Source organism: Youngimonas ophiurae (nom. illeg.), from assembly GCF_049803795.1.
Taxonomy (GTDB): Bacteria; Pseudomonadota; Alphaproteobacteria; order Rhodobacterales; family Rhodobacteraceae; genus Thalassobius.
The window spans coordinates 2,501-20,844 of sequence record NZ_JBNAGJ010000009.1 but is presented as its reverse complement, the minus strand read 5'-3'; the positions used below and the strand labels follow the sequence as shown (position 1 = coordinate 20,844).

Annotated in this window: 12 protein-coding genes, 2 tRNA genes and 2 rRNA genes; 11 read left to right on the top strand and 5 right to left on the bottom strand. The window is 59.2% G+C overall.

Annotation, left to right across the window (positions count from 1 at the left end; genetic code table 11):
* Positions 1 to 2: 2 nt before the first annotated feature.
* Positions 3 to 440, bottom strand: coding sequence for a MarR family winged helix-turn-helix transcriptional regulator (locus ACP15O_RS15990; protein WP_425097243.1), 438 nt, complete (start codon positions 438 to 440; stop codon positions 3 to 5).
* A gap of 82 nt (positions 441 to 522) precedes the next feature.
* Here ACP15O_RS15990 and hmgA point away from each other — a divergent pair, with 82 nt between their 5' ends.
* The 10 genes from hmgA to ACP15O_RS15940 all read left to right on the top strand — a co-directional run bounded on the left by hmgA (position 523) and on the right by ACP15O_RS15940 (position 10,909).
* The gene (hmgA, locus tag ACP15O_RS15985) at positions 523 to 1,872 is read left to right on the top strand and encodes a homogentisate 1,2-dioxygenase (RefSeq protein WP_425097242.1); all 1,350 of its coding nucleotides are present in this window, start codon (positions 523 to 525) and stop codon (positions 1,870 to 1,872) included.
* A gap of 99 nt (positions 1,873 to 1,971) precedes the next feature.
* On the top strand, positions 1,972 to 3,228 hold the full coding sequence (fahA, locus tag ACP15O_RS15980; protein ID WP_425097120.1) for a fumarylacetoacetase: 1,257 nt from the start codon (positions 1,972 to 1,974) through the stop codon (positions 3,226 to 3,228).
* 12 nt (positions 3,229 to 3,240) lie between these two features.
* Entirely contained in the window at positions 3,241 to 4,191 is a 951-nt protein-coding gene (locus ACP15O_RS15975) for an MBL fold metallo-hydrolase (protein WP_425097119.1), read from the top strand.
* A 111-nt stretch (positions 4,192 to 4,302) separates the two neighbouring features.
* Positions 4,303 to 5,925: an FAD-dependent oxidoreductase gene (locus tag ACP15O_RS15970; RefSeq protein ID WP_425097118.1), complete on the top strand. Its 1,623-nt coding sequence runs from the start codon at positions 4,303 to 4,305 to the stop codon at positions 5,923 to 5,925.
* A gap of 5 nt (positions 5,926 to 5,930) precedes the next feature.
* A complete protein-coding gene (locus ACP15O_RS15965; protein WP_425097117.1) occupies positions 5,931 to 6,122 on the top strand; it encodes a DUF2783 domain-containing protein in 192 nt (63 codons plus the stop codon).
* A gap of 105 nt (positions 6,123 to 6,227) precedes the next feature.
* Positions 6,228 to 7,643, top strand: a complete 1,416-nt coding sequence (locus ACP15O_RS15960) for a pyridoxal phosphate-dependent decarboxylase family protein (RefSeq protein ID WP_425097116.1) — start codon at positions 6,228 to 6,230, stop codon at positions 7,641 to 7,643.
* A gap of 1 nt (position 7,644) precedes the next feature.
* A complete protein-coding gene (locus tag ACP15O_RS15955; RefSeq protein WP_425097115.1) occupies positions 7,645 to 8,412 on the top strand; it encodes an HpcH/HpaI aldolase family protein in 768 nt (255 codons plus the stop codon).
* Positions 8,413 to 8,531: 119 nt separating this feature from the next.
* Positions 8,532 to 9,821 carry an aspartate aminotransferase family protein gene (locus ACP15O_RS15950; protein WP_425097114.1) on the top strand — a complete coding sequence of 430 codons (1,290 nt, stop codon included), beginning with the start codon at positions 8,532 to 8,534 and terminating at the stop codon, positions 9,819 to 9,821.
* The gene (locus ACP15O_RS15945) at positions 9,818 to 10,759 is read left to right on the top strand and encodes a phosphotransferase enzyme family protein (RefSeq protein ID WP_425097113.1); all 942 of its coding nucleotides are present in this window, start codon (positions 9,818 to 9,820) and stop codon (positions 10,757 to 10,759) included. Before ACP15O_RS15950 ends, ACP15O_RS15945 begins: the two co-directional genes overlap by 4 nt.
* Before the next feature lie 75 nt (positions 10,760 to 10,834).
* A tRNA-Glu gene (locus tag ACP15O_RS15940) sits at positions 10,835 to 10,909 on the top strand.
* Positions 10,910 to 11,037: 128 nt separating this feature from the next.
* Here the strand turns inward: ACP15O_RS15940 and ACP15O_RS15935 are convergent.
* Positions 11,038 to 13,827, bottom strand: coding sequence for a bifunctional aconitate hydratase 2/2-methylisocitrate dehydratase (locus ACP15O_RS15935; RefSeq protein ID WP_425097112.1), 2,790 nt, complete (start codon positions 13,825 to 13,827; stop codon positions 11,038 to 11,040).
* A 343-nt stretch (positions 13,828 to 14,170) separates the two neighbouring features.
* On the opposite strand from ACP15O_RS15935, the gene ACP15O_RS15930 reads away from it, so the two are divergent.
* On the top strand, positions 14,171 to 14,686 hold the full coding sequence (locus tag ACP15O_RS15930; RefSeq protein WP_425097111.1) for an acyloxyacyl hydrolase: 516 nt from the start codon (positions 14,171 to 14,173) through the stop codon (positions 14,684 to 14,686).
* Between the two features lie 132 nt (positions 14,687 to 14,818).
* Here the strand turns inward: ACP15O_RS15930 and ACP15O_RS15925 are convergent.
* The 3 genes from ACP15O_RS15925 to ACP15O_RS15915 form a co-directional block, all read right to left on the bottom strand.
* Positions 14,819 to 14,895, bottom strand: a tRNA-Met gene (locus ACP15O_RS15925).
* Between the two features lie 47 nt (positions 14,896 to 14,942).
* A 5S ribosomal RNA gene (gene rrf, locus ACP15O_RS15920) occupies positions 14,943 to 15,057 on the bottom strand.
* A gap of 94 nt (positions 15,058 to 15,151) precedes the next feature.
* Positions 15,152 to 18,015, bottom strand: a 23S ribosomal RNA gene (locus tag ACP15O_RS15915).
* Positions 18,016 to 18,344: the final 329 nt, after the last annotated feature.

Sequence of the window (18,344 nt, the reverse complement as noted above, 5' to 3'; positions counted from 1 at the left end):
CGTTACCCCATACGCGCCAGTTTGGTCAGGGCCCGGCGCAGGATATGGTTTTCCTCGTCGGTCAGCGCCTGTGACAGGCGCGCGTCGTATTTCTCGGCCACTGCGCGCAGATCGCGATAGGCCGACTGGCCCGCTGCTGTCAGTTCCAGATGCTCCAGCCGGCGGTCTTTTTCGTCCTGATCCCGCGTCAGAAACCGCCGTTCAGCCAGGCGCTGGACGGCGCGGCTGATCTTGGTCTTGTGCATCTTAGAGCGCTGACCGATTTCCTTGGCCGTCATCCGCCCGTAGATGCCCAGATGAAACAGCACCCGCCACTCGGTGCGCAGCATCCCATAGCGGTTCTTATAGACCTGCTGAAACTCCAGGCTGGATTCCTCGGCCGCCTGATTCAACAGGTAGGGCAGGAATTGCTGCAACGGGAAATCATCATTTTTCATGATTCTGGCTCCTCTCGCGCTTGTTAGTTACAAAATCAACCATTAACTCCGCAACCAATAAGGAGGACACGCGATGAATCAGCACATGCAGCCCAAGGGCAGCCCCGTTTCGCAAGCTGGCACCACCTTGGGCACGACGCCGGGGTACATGCCGGGGTTTGGCAATGATTTCGAAACCGAGGCCCTGCCCGGCGCGCTGCCTCAGGGGATGAACAGCCCGCAAAAATGCGAATACGGCCTCTATGGGGAACAGCTGTCAGGCACCGCCTTTACCGCAAACCCGCCCGAGCGCACCTGGTGTTATCGCATCCGCCCCAGCGTGAAACACTCGCATCGTTATACGAAGATCGACCTGCCTTATTGGAAATCCGCCCCCTGCGTGGACCCTGATGTGACCAGCCTGGGCCAGTACCGCTGGGATGCGGTGCCCCATTCGGACACGCCGCTGACCTGGCTGACCGGGATGCGCACAATGACCACGGCCGGGGATGTGAATACGCAGGTCGGCATGGCCAGCCATGTCTATCTGGTGACGGACTCGATGGTGGATGAATATTTCTTCTCGGCGGACAGTGAAATGCTGGTGGTGCCCCAAGAAGGCCGCCTGCGGTTTTTCACCGAGCTGGGGATTATCGATCTGGAGCCCAAGGAGATCGCGATCCTGCCGCGCGGGCTGGTCTATAAGGTCGAGGTGCTGGAGGGCCCCTGCCGGGGGTTCGTCTGCGAAAACTACGGCCAGAAATTCGAGCTGCCGGGCCGCGGCCCGATCGGCGCGAACTGCATGGCCAACCCACGGGATTTCAAGGCCCCCGTGGCGGCGTTCGAGGATAAGGAAGTGCCCTCGAAAATCACGGTGAAATGGTGCGGGCAGTTCCATAGCTCGCAGATCGGGCAAAGCCCGCTGGACGTTGTGGCCTGGCACGGAAACTATGCGCCCTACAAATACGATCTGCGCACCTATTGCCCGGTGGGCGCGATCCTGTTTGACCACCCCGACCCGTCGATCTTTACCGTGTTGACGGCGCCCTCGGGGCAGCCGGGGACGGCGAATATCGACTTTGTGCTGTTTCGCGAACGCTGGATGGTGGCGGAAAACACCTTCCGCCCGCCGTGGTATCACAAAAACATCATGTCCGAGCTGATGGGCAATATCTATGGTCAGTATGACGCTAAACCCCAAGGTTTTGTTCCCGGCGGGATGAGCCTGCATAATATGATGCTGCCGCACGGGCCGGATAAGAACGCGTTTGAGGGGGCCTCGAATTCGAATCTGGGGCCGGACAAGCTGGACAATACGATGTCCTTCATGTTCGAGACCCGTTTCCCGCAGCATCTGACGGGATTCGCCGCCAATGAGGCCCCGTTGCAGGATGATTACATTGATTGCTGGACGGACCTGGAGAAGAAATTCGACGGAACGCCGGGTAAAAAATGAGCTGGGGGGCTCTGCCCCCTTGGCCTTTGGCCAATTCCCCCGGAGTGTTTGGGGAGCAAAGAAAGGGATGCTGCGCCGCATCCAAAGGAAGGACGACCGATGTCATTGATGAAAAGCTGGGTGGAGAGCGCGAACCGTGCCGAATGCCCATTTCCGCTGAACAACCTGCCTTATGGTGTGTTCGAAACCGACGCTCTGGAGCCGCGGTGCGGGGTGGCGATTGGCGATATGATCCTGGATTGTCAGGCGGCCGAAGAGGCCGGGGTGATTACGATTGGGGATGTGCCCCTGTTCGACGTGCCGTTTTGGAACGAGGTCATGGAGGAAGGGGCCGAGGTATGGGCGGCCTTGCGGGCGCGGCTGATCGAGATTCTGGCCGAGGGCAGCGCGGATCAGGCGAGTGTGCAGCCGATGCTGGTGCCGCAATCGGCAGCGCGTTTGCATATGCCGATCCTGGTGTCGGAATATACCGATTTCTATGCGGGCAAGCATCATGCCGTTAACGTGGGGACGATGTTCCGGGGGGCTGAGAATGCCTTGCCGCCCAACTGGCTGCATATTCCGATCGGGTATAATGGGCGGGCGTCCTCGGTTGTGGTGTCGGGCACCGACGTACGTCGGCCCTGGGGGCAGTTGAAGGGGCCGAATGACGCGGTGCCTGGGTGGGCGCCCTGTGCGCGGTTCGATCTGGAACTGGAGATGGGGGCCATTGTTGGTGTGGCCTCGGATGGGCCAATCACGGTGCAAGAGGCTGACGACAACATCTTTGGCTATGTGCTGCTGAACGACTGGTCCGCGCGTGACATCCAGGCCTGGGAGTATCAGCCTTTGGGGCCCTTTCAGGCCAAGGCGACAGCCACCACCATCAGCCCCTGGATCGTGACAAAGGCCGCGCTGGAGCCGTTCCGCTGTGACACGCCGGCGCGCGAAAAAGAGCTGCTACCGCATCTGCGGGACTGCGGGCCGATGCTGTATGACATTGATCTGTCGGTTACTTTGGCCCCTGCGGGGAAAGGCGCCACCACCCTGACCCGGACCAACTATCGCCAGATGTATTATTCGGCCGCGCAGCAGTTGGCGCATCACACCACCAGCGGCTGCCCGATGAATGTGGGCGATCTGCTGGGCTCGGGCACGATTTCGGGGCCGACGAAACCGGAGCGGGGCTCTTTGTTGGAGCTGAGCTGGGGCGGCAAAGAGCCCCTGACGCTGGACACGGGTGAGCAGCGCTGCTTCCTTGAGGATGGCGATACGCTGACCCTGCACGGCGCGGCCAGGGGCGATGGCTATACCGTCGGGTTCGGCGCGTGTTCGGGCACTGTTCTGCCCGCGCTGGATGACCCCTATCAACGCTAAAGGAGCCCCAAAATGGCCAAAGCATTCGCGTCCCAAGGGGACATGACCGAAAAAACCATCAGCTTCACCGAAGTGGGCGAGGGGCTGTATGCCTTCACCGCCGAGGGCGATCCGAACAGCGGCGTGATCATCGGCGATGACAGCGTGATGATCGTCGAGGCACAGGCCACCCCGCGCCTGGCCAACAAGGTGATCGAATGCGTGCGCAGCGTCACCGACAAGCCGATCACCCATGTGGTGCTGACCCACTATCACGCTGTGCGCGTCCTGGGTGCCAGCGCCTTTGGCGCGCAGCAGATCATCATGTCGGACGCTGCTCGCGCCATGGTCGTCGAACGCGGCCAAGAGGATTGGGACAGCGAATTTCAACGCTTCCCCCGCCTGTTTGAAGGCCACGAATCCATCCCCGGCCTGACCTTTCCGACCACCACCTTCAGCGATTCAATGACCGTTTATCTGGGGAATCGCCGCGTCGACATCCGCCAGATTGGCCGCGCGCACACGGCGGGCGATTCCATCATCCACGTGCCCGATCAGAACGTGATGTTCACCGGCGACATCGTCGAATATCACTCGGCCTGTTACTGCGGCGATGGGCATTTCGGCGATTGGGGCACCACTCTGGACAAGATCAAAGCCTATGACGTGGATGCCATCGCGCCCGGCCGTGGCGATGCCTTGGTGGGTAAGGAAATGGTCAATGCGGCGATTGAAAACACCCGCGATTTCGTCACCAGTACCTATCGCCCCGCCGCCAAGGTCGCCGCGCGCAACGGCACCTTGAAAGAGGCCTGGGACGCGGTGCGCGCAGAATGTGACCCCAAATTCGCCGATTACGCCATTTACGAACACTGCCTGCCCTTCAATGTCGCCCGCGCCTATGACGAGGCTCGCGGCATCGACACCCCCCGCATCTGGACCGCCCAGCGCGATCTGGACATGTGGGAGGCCCTGCAAGGCTAACGCATCCCCCGCGCCCAGGCCGGGCGCGGGCCCCAACGCATTCATGCTATCGGGCGTCATGTGCAGGCATGGCCATGGTTTCGTGCGTCCCAAAATCCGGAGGAGACACCCATGTTTGACGACAGATACACGCTGGCCTACCGGCTGTACCCTTACGAAAAATCTGCCGATCAGGATCTGAAAACACCTGTGCGCCATCCTGTCGTGGTGATGGGGGGCGGTCCCGTCGGGATTGCCACCGCGCTGGACCTGGGCCTGCAAGGCATCCCCGTTCTGGTGCTGGACGATCACGAAGGCGTCGGTATGGGCAGCCGCGCGATCTGTTTCGCCAAACGCTGTCTGGAGATCGCCGACCGCTATGGCTGCGGCGAGCCGATGCTGGACAAGGGCGTCGTCTGGAACCTGGGCAAAGTGTTCCATAAAGACGATAAAGTCTTTGAATTCAACCTGCTGCCGGAAGAGGGCCACAAGTTCCCGGCCTTCATCAACATGCAGCAACCCTATTTCGAAAGCTTCCAGATCGAACGTCTGCGCGCGCTCCAGGCCCAGGGTGCGCCGATTGAGATCCGCGGGAAGAACCGGGTCGATAATGTCACGGTCCAAGACGATCACCTGACCGTCGAAATCACAACCCCGGATGGCCCCTATACGCTAATGGCGGACTGGCTGATCGGCGCTGACGGTGCCAATTCCCCCCTGCGGGAAATGCTGGGCTATGATTTCACCGGCAAGGTCTTTCAGGACAGCTTCCTGATCGCCGACATCAAGATGAAAGGCGACGTGTCCTTTCCCACCGAGCGCTGGTTCTGGTTTGACCCCAGCCACGGAGAGGGGGCCTCGATGCTGCTGCACAAACAGCCCGATGACGTCTGGCGCGTGGATTTCCAGATCGGCTGGGACGTGGACCGCAAAGAAGAGATGAAAGAGGAAAACATACGCCGCCGTCTGGATGCTTTTCTGCAAGGGGTGGACTACGATCTGGTCTGGTCCTCGATCTATACGTTTCAGTGCAAACGGATGGACAGCTTCCGCCATGGTCGCGTGTTCTTTGCCGGGGATGCCGCGCATCAGGTCTCGCCCTTTGGGGCGCGCGGGGCGAATTCTGGCGTGCAGGACGTGGATAATCTGGGCTGGAAACTGGGGATGGTGATCAAGGGGCAAGCCCCCGATCGCCTGCTGGACAGCTACAATAACGAGCGTATCCACGGCGCGGATGAAAACATCCTGAACTCCACCCGTTCGACCGATTTCATCACGCCAAAATCGGGCATGTCCAAACTGCTGCGCGACGCGGTGCTGGACCTGTCGGAACAACACGCCTTTGCCCGGCCGATGGTGAACTCGGGGCGTTTGTCCGTGCCATGTATCTATGATGGCTCGCCGCTGAACACGCCCGACGGGCTGGACGGCCCTGCTCGTACCCGTCCCGGCGCGCCTTGCCCGGATGCGCCCTTGGGCGAGGGCTACCTGCTGTCCGAATTGGGCAATGAATTCATCCTGCTGACCATCGACGCAGAGGCGCCCGATACCCTGGACGAAAGCGGCGTTACCATCAAACGCCTGGCCTTATCGGCCAGCGACGACACCACCGGCGCCCTGGCCCAGCGCTATCTGGGCGCGGCCGAATCGGCCGTTTACCTGATCCGCCCCGACCAGCATGTCGCCGCCCGCTTTCAGAGCTATGACGACTCCAAAATCCGCGCCGCCCTGCGCCGCGCCATCGGCAAGGAGTAACCCCAATGTCCGATCTGATCCTGACCCCGAATATCGACGGCGTGGATGATTTCTATGCCGAGTTGATCGCCACCCATGACGGGCTGAGCGACGCAGACAGCCATGCGCTGAATGCCCGTCTGGTGCTGATTCTGGCCAATCATGTGGGGGATCGCGCCATCCTGAGCGCCGCGATGCAGACCGCCCGAGACACGTGATTCCTCTGCCGTCTTGACCTTTTACCGCCCCGGTGATGCTCTGCCCTTGCCGGGGTGCCGTGCTTTCTGCTACTTAACATGTTAAGCGAAAACCGGGAGGGTAAGATGCGCTGGAACGATTTTCCCAAATGGGGCAAATGGGCCGCCGATTGGGCCGCAAATTATCACGCAGGCCTAAAGGACAAACCCGTGCGCGCGCAGACGAAACCGGGGGATATTCTGGCCGCCCTGCCCGCCAGCCCCCCAGACAGCGCGCAGCCGATCGAAGACGTGATTGCCGATTTCGAAAACATCGTCGTCCCCGGCATCACCCATTGGCAGCACCCGCGTTTCTTTGCCTATTTCCCGTCGAATGCCTCGCCTGCGGCGGTACTGGCCGACAATCTGGTCACCGCAATGGCACCGCAATGTATGCTGTGGCAGACCTCGCCCGCCGCAACGGAAATGGAAACCCGCATGATGGACTGGCTGCGTCAGGGGCTGGGCCTGCCCCCGGAGTTTGCGGGGGTTATTCAGGATTCGGCGTCCTCGGCGACGCTGGCGGCGGTGCTGGTGATGCGCGAGCGCGCGCTGAACTGGGATGGCAATGCAAACGGTCTGCCGGGGCAAAAAACGCTGCGGATCTATTGCTCGGACGAGGTGCACACATCGGTGGATCGCGCCATCTGGGTGGCGGGGATCGGTCAGGCCAATCTGGTGCGCATCCCCACCCAAGGCCCCCTGCGTTCGATGGACATTGCCGCGCTAGAGGCGCAGATCCGGGCCGATCTGGACACCGGATACCTGCCCGCCGGAATCGTCGCCTGCGTGGGCGGCACCGGCACGGGCGCCTGCGATGACATCGCCGCTACATGTTCGCTGGCGCAGAAATATACTCTCTATACCCATGTGGATGCGGCCTGGGCGGGCTCGGCCATGATCTGCCCGGAATACCGCGATCTGTGGAAGGGCGTGGACCAGGCCGATTCTGTCGTCTTTAACCCCCACAAATGGCTGGGCACGCAGTTCGACCTGTCCGCCCATTTCGTCAAATCCCCTCAGGCTCTGACCCAAACGCTGGCCATTCAGCCTGAATATCTGAAGACCCACGGCGCGGACGGGATCATCAACTATTCGGAATGGAGCGTGCCTCTGGGGCGGCGGTTCCGCGCGCTGAAACTGTGGTTCCTGATCCGCGCCTATGGCATGGACGGGCTGCGCCAGATGATCCGCAATCATGTTAACTGGTCTCAGGCCCTGGCGGAAAAACTGCGTGCCGCCCCGGATATTGAAATCGTGACCGAGCCGGTGCTGTCGCTGTTTACCTTCCGTTATGCGCCTGCGGGCCGTGACCCCGATCAGGCCATCCTGGATCTGATCAACGCCATCAATGACGACGGGCGCATCTACCTGACCCAGACCCGCACGCAGGATAAGCTGGTGATCCGGTTCCAGGCGGGGCAGTTTGACTGTACCCAGGCGGATATCGACACCGCCTATACCGTGATCACCGAAATCGCTGCCAAACAGAAGGATCTCTGACATGCCGGCTATCAAGAACCCGTTCAAATCTGCTCTGGCCCGTGGCGACATGCAATATGGCTGCTGGTCCGGTTTCGCCGACCCTTTTGCGATCGAGGTGCTGGGCACCGCCGGTTTCGACTGGATCGTCATCGACGGAGAGCACGCGGCCAATGACGTGCGCTCGATCATGGCGCAGCTTCAGGCGCTTCAGGGCTCGGCCTCGCACCCCGTGGTCCGTGTCCCGGTGGGTGAGGATTGGGTGATCAAACAGGCGCTGGATGTGGGCGCGCAGACCGTTCTGGTTCCCATGGTCGAAAGCGCGCAGCAAGCCGCACAGCTGACCCGCGCCATGCGCTACCCGCCCGAGGGCATCCGCGGGGTTGGTGCCTCGATGGCGCGGGCGTCCCGGTTCGGGGCGATTACCGATTATGTGCAGACCGCGAACCAGGAAATCTGCCTGCTGGTCCAGGTCGAAAGCCAAAAAGGCGTAGACGCGCTAGAGGACATCCTGAACATCGACGGTATCGACGGGGTTTTTATCGGCCCGGCCGATCTGGCCGCCGATCTGGGCCATCCGGGCAACGCCGCACACGAGGATGTCCGCTCTGTGATCAAGCACTGCCTGGAACGCATCGCTGCCTCGGACAAGGCCGCCGGCATTCTGTCCCCCGTGGACGAGGTTGCCGCCGAATACCGCGATTGGGGCGCGCAATTCCTGGCCGTCGGGCTGGACGTCAACATGTTTGCACAGGCCGCCCGCGCCAAAGCGGCCAAGTGGAAATCCTGATATTGCTCAGCCCGTCAACAAAACCGGGCTTAAACCGCAGATTGCCCCAGGAAACCCCATGACAATCCGTCCGGTCCGGTCAATAGTCGCCTCAACAGACACCAGACCGGACCGGCATCATGACGGAAACCCTGCTGCAAAAGCGCACGCGCCTGCTGGGCCCCAATTTACCCACATTCTACCAAGAGCCCGTGCACCTGGTGCGCGGCGCGGGGGTGCATCTGTGGGACGCGGACGGGCGGCAATATCTGGATTGCTATAACAACGTCCCGCATGTCGGCCACTGCCATCCGAAGGTGGTGCAGGCAATCTGTCAGCAGGCGGGCACGCTGAACACGCATTCGCGCTATCTGCATGACGGAATCCTGAATTACGCCGAGCGCCTGCTGAACACGCTGGACACCGGCCTGGACACGATCCTGATGACCTGCACCGGCTCCGAGGCCAATGACGTCGCGCTGCGGATGGCGCAGGCCTGGACCGGGAATTCTGGCGTTATTGCAACGGATTACACCTATCATGGGAACACGGCGGCGGTCTCGCAGCTCAGCCGGACGAAGCCTCCGATTGGGGGGTACCAGGATAATATCGCCTTTGTCCCCGCGCCTGACAGCTACCGCCCCTTGGGCGGGCAGCCAGGCATGGAACACGCACGGGCCTTTGCCGCCGCGGTTAAGACGCAGATCCAGGAATTGCAGGCAAAGGGGCATGGCGTTTCGGCGCTGGTGGTCTGTCCGTTCTTCGCAAACGAAGGCTTTCCAGACCTGCCCCACGGCTGGCTGACCCCCGCAATCGAGGCCGTCCGACGCGCCGGAGGCATCGTCATCGCAGATGAGGTCCAGCCCGGTTTTGGCCGTCTGGGCAGTCATTTCTGGGGGCACGAACGCATCGGTTTTACCCCCGAGATCATCACCATCGGCAAACCCATGGCCAATGGCCACCCCGTCGGCGCAGTGATCGCCGGGGCCGGCCCGATGGGCGCGTTCCGCAATGCCTTTGGCTATTTCAACACCTTCGGCGGGAACCCGGTGTCGATGGCCGCATGTCTGGCCACGCTGGACGTTCTTCAGACCGAAGGCTTGCAGGAAAATGCCCGCGATGTCGGTGCCTATGCCAAAACCAGCCTGCAAGAGCTGGCCTCGCGTCACCCTCAGATCGGGGACGTGCGCGGCGCGGGGCTGTTTTTTGGAATCGAGCTGGTTCTGGACCGCGATCAGAAAACCCCCGCCCCCGAGTATACCCTGCGCATCGCCAATGAAATGCGCAGGCGAGGGGTGCTGCTGAACTTCCTCGGGCGGTACAAGAACGTCCTGAAAATGCGCCCGCCGATGGTGTTTTCCCGCGCGCATGTGGATCAGCTGGTGCAAACGCTGGACGCGGTGCTGGCGGAAACTCCGGTCGGGCCATGAGCCACGAAACCGCCCACAAGGCCGCTATGCGGTGGGGCATTGCCCCTGAGACGCTTAGCCTGGCGGCGCGGCGCGAAAATGCAGTCTATCGCGCGGATACACCGGATGGGCCGCGCGCCCTGCGTCTGCATCGCCCCGGTTATCGCAGTCAGGCCCAGCTGCGTTCGGAAATGCAGTGGATGGAAGCCCTGGCCCAGGGCGGGCTGAATGTTCCCCTGCCCCATCCGTCCACCGATGGCCACCTGATCGAGCTGATCGGAGACACGCCGGTCAGTGTTCTCAGCTGGATGCCCGGTACCCAGGCCGGCAAACTCGGCGATCTGGACGTTCCAGACCGCCTGCGCTTTGCTCAGGATCTGGGGCGCACAATGGCACGGCTGCACGATCTGTCCGATGCCTGGGCAAAGCCGGCCGATTTCATCCGGCCACACTGGGATCTGCACGGGCTGCTGGGGGATGCGCCCTTGTGGGGGCCGTTTTGGGACAACCCGGATCTGACACCGGCCCAGGCCGACACCCTGCGCCAGGTTCGGCGCCTGGCCTATTCGCAGCTGGCCGCCCAGCAGAGCGATCTGGACTATGGTCTGATCCACGCGGACATCCTGACCGAGAATGTTCTAGCCCAGGCTGGCGCGCTTTCGTTGATTGATTTTGACGACGGTGGCTGGGGGTTCCGCGATTTTGAGATCGCCACCTTTCTGATGCGTTTCCTTGCTGCGCCCGATTACGAAGACCTGCGCGATGCCGTGCTGAAGGGCTATGCCGTGCGGCGGGTCATCTCGTTGGAAAGCCTGGAGTTTTTCATCATGATCCGCGCGCTGACCTACCCCGGCTGGATCATCCCCAGACGTCAGGAACCCGGCGGCGCCGCGCGGTCACGGGTTGCGGTGGACACGGCCCTGCCGCTGGCAGAAAGATACCTGGCCGCGCACCGATAGAAAATTCCACCAAAGAGGCATTTGGCGCTTGAACCCGGCACAATGTTTTTCTAAACACCGGCTCACGCCAAGGCTGCTCCGTTCGTCTATCGGTTAGGACGCCAGGTTTTCAACCTGGAAAGAGGGGTTCGATTCCCCTACGGAGTACCACTTTTCCCGATCATATTTCTGCAATCGCCCCGCCCGGCATCGGTATGTCACGGCGTTTTTGTCGTGCGTTTGCCAATAAAAAAGGGGCGCACCGGGCGCCCCTCTTAGGTTTCAGACTGAATGCCGGCTTAGAAATGAACCGAACGCGAGGCGCCGGGGATGTCCTTCGGCGGTGCGAACTTAGTCAGGTCGATACCTTCGACGGCGGCCTTGTATTCCTCGATGGTCGGGGTGCGGCCCAGGATGGCCGACAGCACCACAACCGGGGTCGAGGCCAGCAGCGATTCACCCTTTTTCTCGGACGAATCTTCCACGACGCGGCCCTGGAACAGACGGGTCGAGGTAGCCAGAACGGTGTCGCCTTTTTCAGCTTTTTCCTGGTTGCCCATGCACAGGTTACAGCCCGGACGTTCCAGATACAGGATGTTTTCGTACTCGGTGCGGGCGGTGCTTTTGGGGGCCATGTCATCGAACTCGAAGCCCGAGTATTTTTGCAGGATTTCCCAATCGCCCTCGGCCTTCATCTCGTCGATGATGTTATAGGTGGGGGCAGCCACAACCAGAGGCGCGTTGAACTTCACCTCGCCCTGGACCTTCTCCAGGTTCTTCAGCATCTGAGCGACGATTTTCATGTCCCCCTTGTGCACCATGCACGAACCCACAAAGCCCAGATCCACTTTCTTCTCGGCCTTGTAGAACGAGATCGGGCGGATGGTGTCGTGGGTATAGCGCTTGGACACGTCGATGTTGTTCACGTCCGGGTCAGCGATCATCGGCTCGTTGATTTCGTCCAGATCGACGACAACCTCGGCAAAGTATTTGGCGCTGTCATCGGGCGACAGGGCCGGTTTTTCGCCAGACTTGATCTCGGCGATGCGTTTGTCGGCTTTGTCGATCAGGCCTTGCAGGGTCTGCGCCGCGTTGTCCATGCCCTTATCAATCATGATCTGGATGCGCGACTTGGCCAGCTCCAGCGAGCCGATCAGCGTGTCGTCATTCGAGATACAGATCGAGGCCTTGGCCTTCATCTCGGCGGTCCAGTCGGTGAAGGTGAAGGCCTGGTCGGCCAGCAGAGTGCCGATGTGCACCTCGATGATGCGGCCCTGGAAGACGTTATCGCCATGCTGTTTCAGCATCTGCGCCTGGGTGGCGTGCACCACGTCACGGAAATCCATGTGGTCTTTCATGGTGCCTTTGAACGTCACCTTAACCGATTCCGGGATCGGCATGGTGGCTTCGCCGGTGGCCAGCGCCAGAGCAACAGTGCCCGAGTCCGCGCCGAACGCAACGCCCTTGGACATACGGGTGTGGCTGTCGCCGCCGATGATGATGTCCCAATCGTCCACGGTGATGTCGTTCAGCACCTTGTGGATCACGTCGGTCATCGCGTGATACTCGCCCTGCGGGTCACGCGCGGTGATCAGGCCGAATTTGTTCATGAACGCCATCAGCTTGGGGATGTTGGCCTGCGCCTTCAGATCCCAGACCGAAGCCGTGTGACAGCCCGACTGATAGCCCGCGTCCAGCGAGGGCGAGATCACGGTGGCGGCCATGGCCTCCAGTTCCTGGGCGGTCATCGGGCCGGTGGTATCCTGACTGCCGACGACGTTCACCTTCACGCGCACATCCGAGCCAGCGTGCAGGACGGTGCCCGGCGCAACACCGCGGGCGTTGCGGTTAAAGATCTTCTCGACCGCGGTCAGGCCCTGACCGTCGATTGCCACCTCTTTCGAGGGCGCGTAGGCCGATTTCAGCTCTTGGCCCAGGGCTTCGGCTGCGAATGTTTGCAGCTTCTTACCGAAGACCACGGCATAGGAACCGCCCGCCTTGATGAATTCCACCTTCTGCGGGGTCAGCGCGCCCGAGATGTCCACCAGCTCGGTGCCGTCCGCATCGTATAGTTTCTTATCCTTGGTGTTGATCGTCAGCACCTTACCCGTCTCAACCGAGTAAACCTGCTCCAGCACCGGATCGCCGTTGTCATCCATGACAGTGTTGCCGTCGGCGTCCACTTTCTTGACCCAGTTTTTCAGGTCCAGACCGATACCGCCGGTCACGCCCACGGTGGTCAGGAAGATCGGCGAAATGCCGTTGGTGCCAGCCACAACGGGGGCGATGTTCACGAAGGGTACGTAGGGGCTGGCCTGTTTGCCGGTCCACAGCGCCACATTGTTCACACCCGACATCCGCGACGAGCCCACACCCATGGTGCCCTTTTCCGCGATCAGCATGACGCGCGCGCCGGGGTTGGCTGCCTGCAACGCCTGAATTTCGGCCTGAGCTTCGGGGGTGATCATACATTTGCCGTGCAGCTCGCGGTCTGCGCGGCTGTGCGCCTGGTTGCCGGGCGACAGCAGGTCGGTCGAGATGTCGCCCTCGGCGGCGATATAGGTGACGACTTTGATCTCTTCTTCAACTTCGGGCAGTTCGGTGAAGAACTCGGCCTTGGCATAGCTTTCCAGAATGTCGGTGGCGACAGCGTTGCCTGCGGCATGTGCCTCGGCCAGGCGATCCATGTCTGCCTCATAAAGGAAGACCTGGGTTTTCAGCACCTCGGCCGCCTGAGCAGCCAGCCCCGCGTCCGCGCCCAGGGCGATGTCCAGCAGCACCGCAATCGAGGGGCCGCCCTTCATGTGCGACAGCAGTTCAAATGCGAATTCCGAAGTGATTTCAGCCACTTCAACCGCACCCAGAATGATGTCTTTCAAAAAGGCCGCTTTCACGCCAGCGGCGCTCGTGGTGCCGGGCAGCGTGTTGTAGATGAAGAACTTCAACGAGTCTTCGCGATGCGCGTTCCCGGTGTCCTTGATCTGTGCGATCAGCTCTTCGACCAGAGCACCATCGTCGATGGGTTTGGGGTTCAGGCCCTGCTCTTTGCGAGTTTCAATCTCAGTAAGGTAGTCTGTGTACAAGCTCATGACATTCCCGGCGCTTAAGTTCTGTTACGCTTGCCCACAGGGCCGCAGAAGCGTCTGGCGAGCCGGGACAAGCTTGCTGTATGCGATAGTATACCAGCCAATATAGGCATGCAAGGTGATTCCCTTACTAGCAGGACACCAGCCTGCCTGCATTCGCGGCGCACTTCGCGCGGCAATATGCTGCGGAGCCCCCGGAAATGCCACAGCTATTGGGGCGCGTCAGCCGTTTTTCATCGCGGTGGGCTCTGCCTTAGAACACCCGGACGCGATGTCGTGATCAGTTCATCGGTGACATTTTCAGCCCCGTGGTGTACCCAAGCCCTAACAGCGTTCGGAGGATGACATGGACGGTACCTTTGCGGTTCTTTTTCTGATTGCCGGCCTGGCCGACATGAAAGCCAGTCACTGTCCGGTCTCGGGCTGCCTGACCGAACGCGACACCCCGGCGCGCATTGCCTTATCCGCGGGGGATGTGCAGTTTCAGAAAGACAGCATCGCCGAAGAAGTCTATGTCCGCTACGATTTCGGACGCGCCTATGGGCCGTTTCAGCCGGCTTTTGGCCTGTCCGCCACCAGTGATGGCGACGCCTGGATCGGGTTTGGCGCAACCTGGACGGGCTATTTCGCCCGGAACCGAGGCTATGTGCAATTGCATTTGATGCCCGGCCTTTATGCACAGGGGGATGGCCCGGATCTGGGGTCTCCGCTAGAGTTCCGTTCCGGCGCAGAAATCGGATATGAAACCCGCAAAGGCGTTCGGATCGGCCTGTCCTACGATCATCGTTCCAATGCGGACATCGAAACGGTGAATCCAGGCCTGGAAACCGTTCAATTACGTGTCAGCATCCCACTGAAATAACCTCTGGCTGATCCACCATAGCCCATGCAGTCGCGATATTGGGGTTATTGCTCACATGAGGGTGTTATCAGCCGCTGGCGACAACACAAAATCAAAACGCCCCGCGGGAAACCCGAGAGGCGTTCAGAATTTTGGTTGCGGGAGCAGGATTTGAACCTGCGACCTTCAGGTTATGAGCCTGACGAGCTACCGGGCTGCTCCATCCCGCGCCATTCTTTTCATCTATTTAGAGGGATCATAGTTTGGTTATTACTAGGTTTGGCGGTTACCTACTCTCCCACACCTTAAGATGCAGTACCATTGGCGTTAGAGCACTTAACTTCCGAGTTCGGGAAGGGATCGGGTGTTTTGCTTCTGCTATGACCACCAAACCGAGTAATAACCAAGTGTCCAAGTCAGTACGCTGTACATTGTGTTGTGTATGCTTTTGATATGATTGAGTAACTAGTCTTGCTGTTACTGGATCAAATCAAGCCTATCGGACCATTAGTACCGGTCAACTGAATGCATTGCTGCACTTACATCTCCGGCCTATCGACGTGGTGGTCTACCACGGTCCTCAGGGATACCTTGTTTTGAGGGGGGCTTCCCGCTTAGATGCCTTCAGCGGTTATCCTGTCCGTTCATAGCTACCCAGCACTACCGTTGGCACGATAACTGGTCCACCAGTGGAACGTTCACCCCGGTCCTCTCGTACTAGGGGCAACTCCTCTCAAGTATCCTACACCCACGGCAGATAGGGACCGAACTGTCTCACGACGTTCTAAACCCAGCTCACGTACCTCTTTAAACGGCGAACAGCCGTACCCTTGGGACCTGCTCCAGCCCCAGGATGAGATGAGCCGACATCGAGGTGCCAAACACTGCCGTCGATATGGACTCTTGGGCAGTATCAGCCTGTTATCCCCGGCGTACCTTTTATCCGTTGAGCGATGGCCCTTCCACACGGGACCACCGGATCACTATGGCCGTCTTTCGACTCTGCTCGACTTGTCAGTCTTGCAGTCAGGCTGGCTTCTGCCATTGCACTCAACGAGCGATTTCCGACCGCTCTGAGCCAACCTTCGCGCGCCTCCGTTACTCTTTAGGAGGCGACCGCCCCAGTCAAACTACCCGCCACACAGGGTCCCGGATCCGGATAACGGACCGCGGTTAGACATCAAGCAAAGCAAGGGTGGTATCTCAAGGGAGGCTCCACCAGGACTGGCGTCCTGGTTTCAAAGCCCACCACCTATCCTGCACATGCTTGGCCTGATGCCAGTGTGAAGCTGTAGTAAAGGTGCACGGGGTCTTTCCGTCTAACCGCGGGAAGCCTGCATCTTGACAGGCAATTCAATTTCGCTGAGTCTATGTTGGAGACAGCGGGGAAGTCGTTACGCCATTCGTGCAGGTCGGAACTTACCCGACAAGGAATTTCGCTACCTTAGGACCGTCATAGTTACGGCCGCCGTTTACTTGGGCTTCAATTCAAGGCTCTCACCTCTCCTTTTAACCTTCAAGCACCGGGCAGGCGTCAGACCCTATACGTCGTCTTGCGACTTCGCAGAGCCCTGTGTTTTTAGTAAACAGTCGCCACCCCCTGGTTTGTGCCCCCAGTCAATACTTGCGTAGAAACCGGGCCTCCTTCTCGCGAACTTACGGAGGTATTTTGCCGAGTTCCTTCAACATAGTTCTCTCAAGCGCCTTGGTATTCTCTACCAGTCCACCTGTGTCGGTTTAGGGTACGGTCTTATAGGAGGGCTATTTCCAGGAACCGATCAGCAGCCCAATCAATCCGATAAGATTGAACTACCTTCACGATCCGTCACCACTCCACGGCTCAGGAATATTAACCTGATTCCCATCGACTACGCATTTCTGCCTCGCCTTAGGGGCCGGCTTACCCTGCTCAGATTAGCTTTAAGCAGGAACCCTTGGACTTTCGGCGACAGTGTCTCTCACACTGTTTGTCGCTACTCATGTCATCATTCTCACTAGTGATCTCTCCACCGGATGCCTTACAGCCCGGCTTCACAGAAAGCACTTGATCTTGTGCTACCGCCTTCGGCTACTTGAGCACAGTTACCTGCGCCAAGACCTTTGGCGATAATAAAGATCAGTGCTATGTCACACTACGCTCCGCTACCATGCACTATGTGCATCCTCAGCTTCGGCTCATGGCTTGAGCCCCGTTACATCTTCGCCGCAAGACAACTTATTTAGACCAGTGAGCTGTTACGCTATCTTTAAAGGATGGCTGCTTCTAAGCCAACCTCCTGGTTGTTTTGGTCGTCTCACCTGCTTTCCCACTTAGCCATGAATTAGGGGCCTTAGCTGGAGGTCAGGGTTGTTTCCCTCTCCACCACGGACGTTAGCATCCGTGGTGTGTCTGCCATCTAGTACTCCCGGGTATTCGGAGTTTGGTTAGGATCAGTAAGCCTGTGGGGCCCCATTACCCATCCAGTGCTCTACCCCCCGGGGTATTCGGATGACGCTCTACCTAAATAGATTTCGCGGAGAACCAGCTATCTCCGAGTTTGATTGGCCTTTCACCCCTAGGCACAACTCATCCCGACCTTTTTCAACAGGTGTGGGTTCGGCCCTCCAGTAAGTGTTACCTTACCTTCAGCCTGGTCATGCCTAGATCACTCGGTTTCGGGTCTGATCCCACGAACTCGACGCCCTATTAAGACTCGCTTTCGCTGCGCCTACACCTATCGGCTTAAGCTTGCACGTGAGACCAAGTCGATGACCCATTATACAAAAGGTACGCTGTCAGGCCGCAAGGGCCCTCCAACTGATTGTAGGCGTTCGGTTTCAGGTACTGTTTCACTCCCCTCGTCGGGGTGCTTTTCACCTTTCCCTCACGGTACTGGTTCGCTATCGGTCAGTAAGGAGTACTTAGCCTTCGAAGGTGGTCCTCCGATCTTCAGACAGAATTTCACGTGTTCCGCCCTACTTAATACGTCCAATCATGCTTCTTATACGGGACTGTCACCCACTTTGGTCACGTATTCCAACGTGTTCTAATCACAATCATGGCTCGGCTGGTCCCCGTTCGCTCGCCGCTACTAGGGGAGTATCAATTGATTTCCTTTCCTCCGGGTACTTAGATGTTTCAGTTCCCCGGGTTTGCTCTTAAAACCCTATGTATTCAGGTTTTAAGTACCTGGTTAAGAATGTTATTGATTACCGAAGTAACAATAACAAACTTTCAGGTGGGTTGCCCCATTCAGAGATCCATGGATCAAAGCTTATTCTCAGCTCCCCATGGCTTATCGCAGAGTATCACGTCTTTCATCGCCTCTTACTGCCAAGGCATTCACCAAACGCCCTTCTCGCGCTTGATTTGATCCAGAAAGAGCAAGACTTGTTGGATGCGCTACCGCTTCGCTACTTGAGCGCGTTGGTAACACTGCGCTACCGCTTCGCTACTTGAGCGCAGGGCAGAGCCAAATCTCATTGCCGCCAGGCTGGTTCGACTGGCAGCTCTCAATCCGGTCAAAAGCATACTTTCCCGCCTGAACAGATGTCGGTCTGTTCAGACAATAGTGACACTTTCTTTCGAAAGTGCACTTGGTTAGTGTACTTGACTTGGACAACACCGTCGTTTTCGAAGCGATATGCTGCAAACCTCCAAGGAAAGCGGGTTTGCAACACCGGCCTTGCGAACAAGGCA

Coding starts and splice junctions, on each gene's coding strand:
- hmgA (WP_425097242.1), top strand. CDS start 523: ATGCAGCCCAAGGGCAGCCCCGTTTCGCAAGCTGGCACCACCTTGGGC.
- fahA (WP_425097120.1), top strand. CDS start 1,972: ATGTCATTGATGAAAAGCTGGGTGGAGAGCGCGAACCGTGCCGAATGC.
- ACP15O_RS15975 (WP_425097119.1), top strand. CDS start 3,241: ATGGCCAAAGCATTCGCGTCCCAAGGGGACATGACCGAAAAAACCATC.
- ACP15O_RS15970 (WP_425097118.1), top strand. CDS start 4,303: ATGTTTGACGACAGATACACGCTGGCCTACCGGCTGTACCCTTACGAA.
- ACP15O_RS15965 (WP_425097117.1), top strand. CDS start 5,931: ATGTCCGATCTGATCCTGACCCCGAATATCGACGGCGTGGATGATTTC.
- ACP15O_RS15960 (WP_425097116.1), top strand. CDS start 6,228: ATGCGCTGGAACGATTTTCCCAAATGGGGCAAATGGGCCGCCGATTGG.
- ACP15O_RS15955 (WP_425097115.1), top strand. CDS start 7,645: ATGCCGGCTATCAAGAACCCGTTCAAATCTGCTCTGGCCCGTGGCGAC.
- ACP15O_RS15950 (WP_425097114.1), top strand. CDS start 8,532: ATGACGGAAACCCTGCTGCAAAAGCGCACGCGCCTGCTGGGCCCCAAT.
- ACP15O_RS15945 (WP_425097113.1), top strand. CDS start 9,818: ATGAGCCACGAAACCGCCCACAAGGCCGCTATGCGGTGGGGCATTGCC.
- ACP15O_RS15935 (WP_425097112.1), bottom strand. CDS start 13,827: ATGAGCTTGTACACAGACTACCTTACTGAGATTGAAACTCGCAAAGAG.
- ACP15O_RS15930 (WP_425097111.1), top strand. CDS start 14,171: ATGGACGGTACCTTTGCGGTTCTTTTTCTGATTGCCGGCCTGGCCGAC.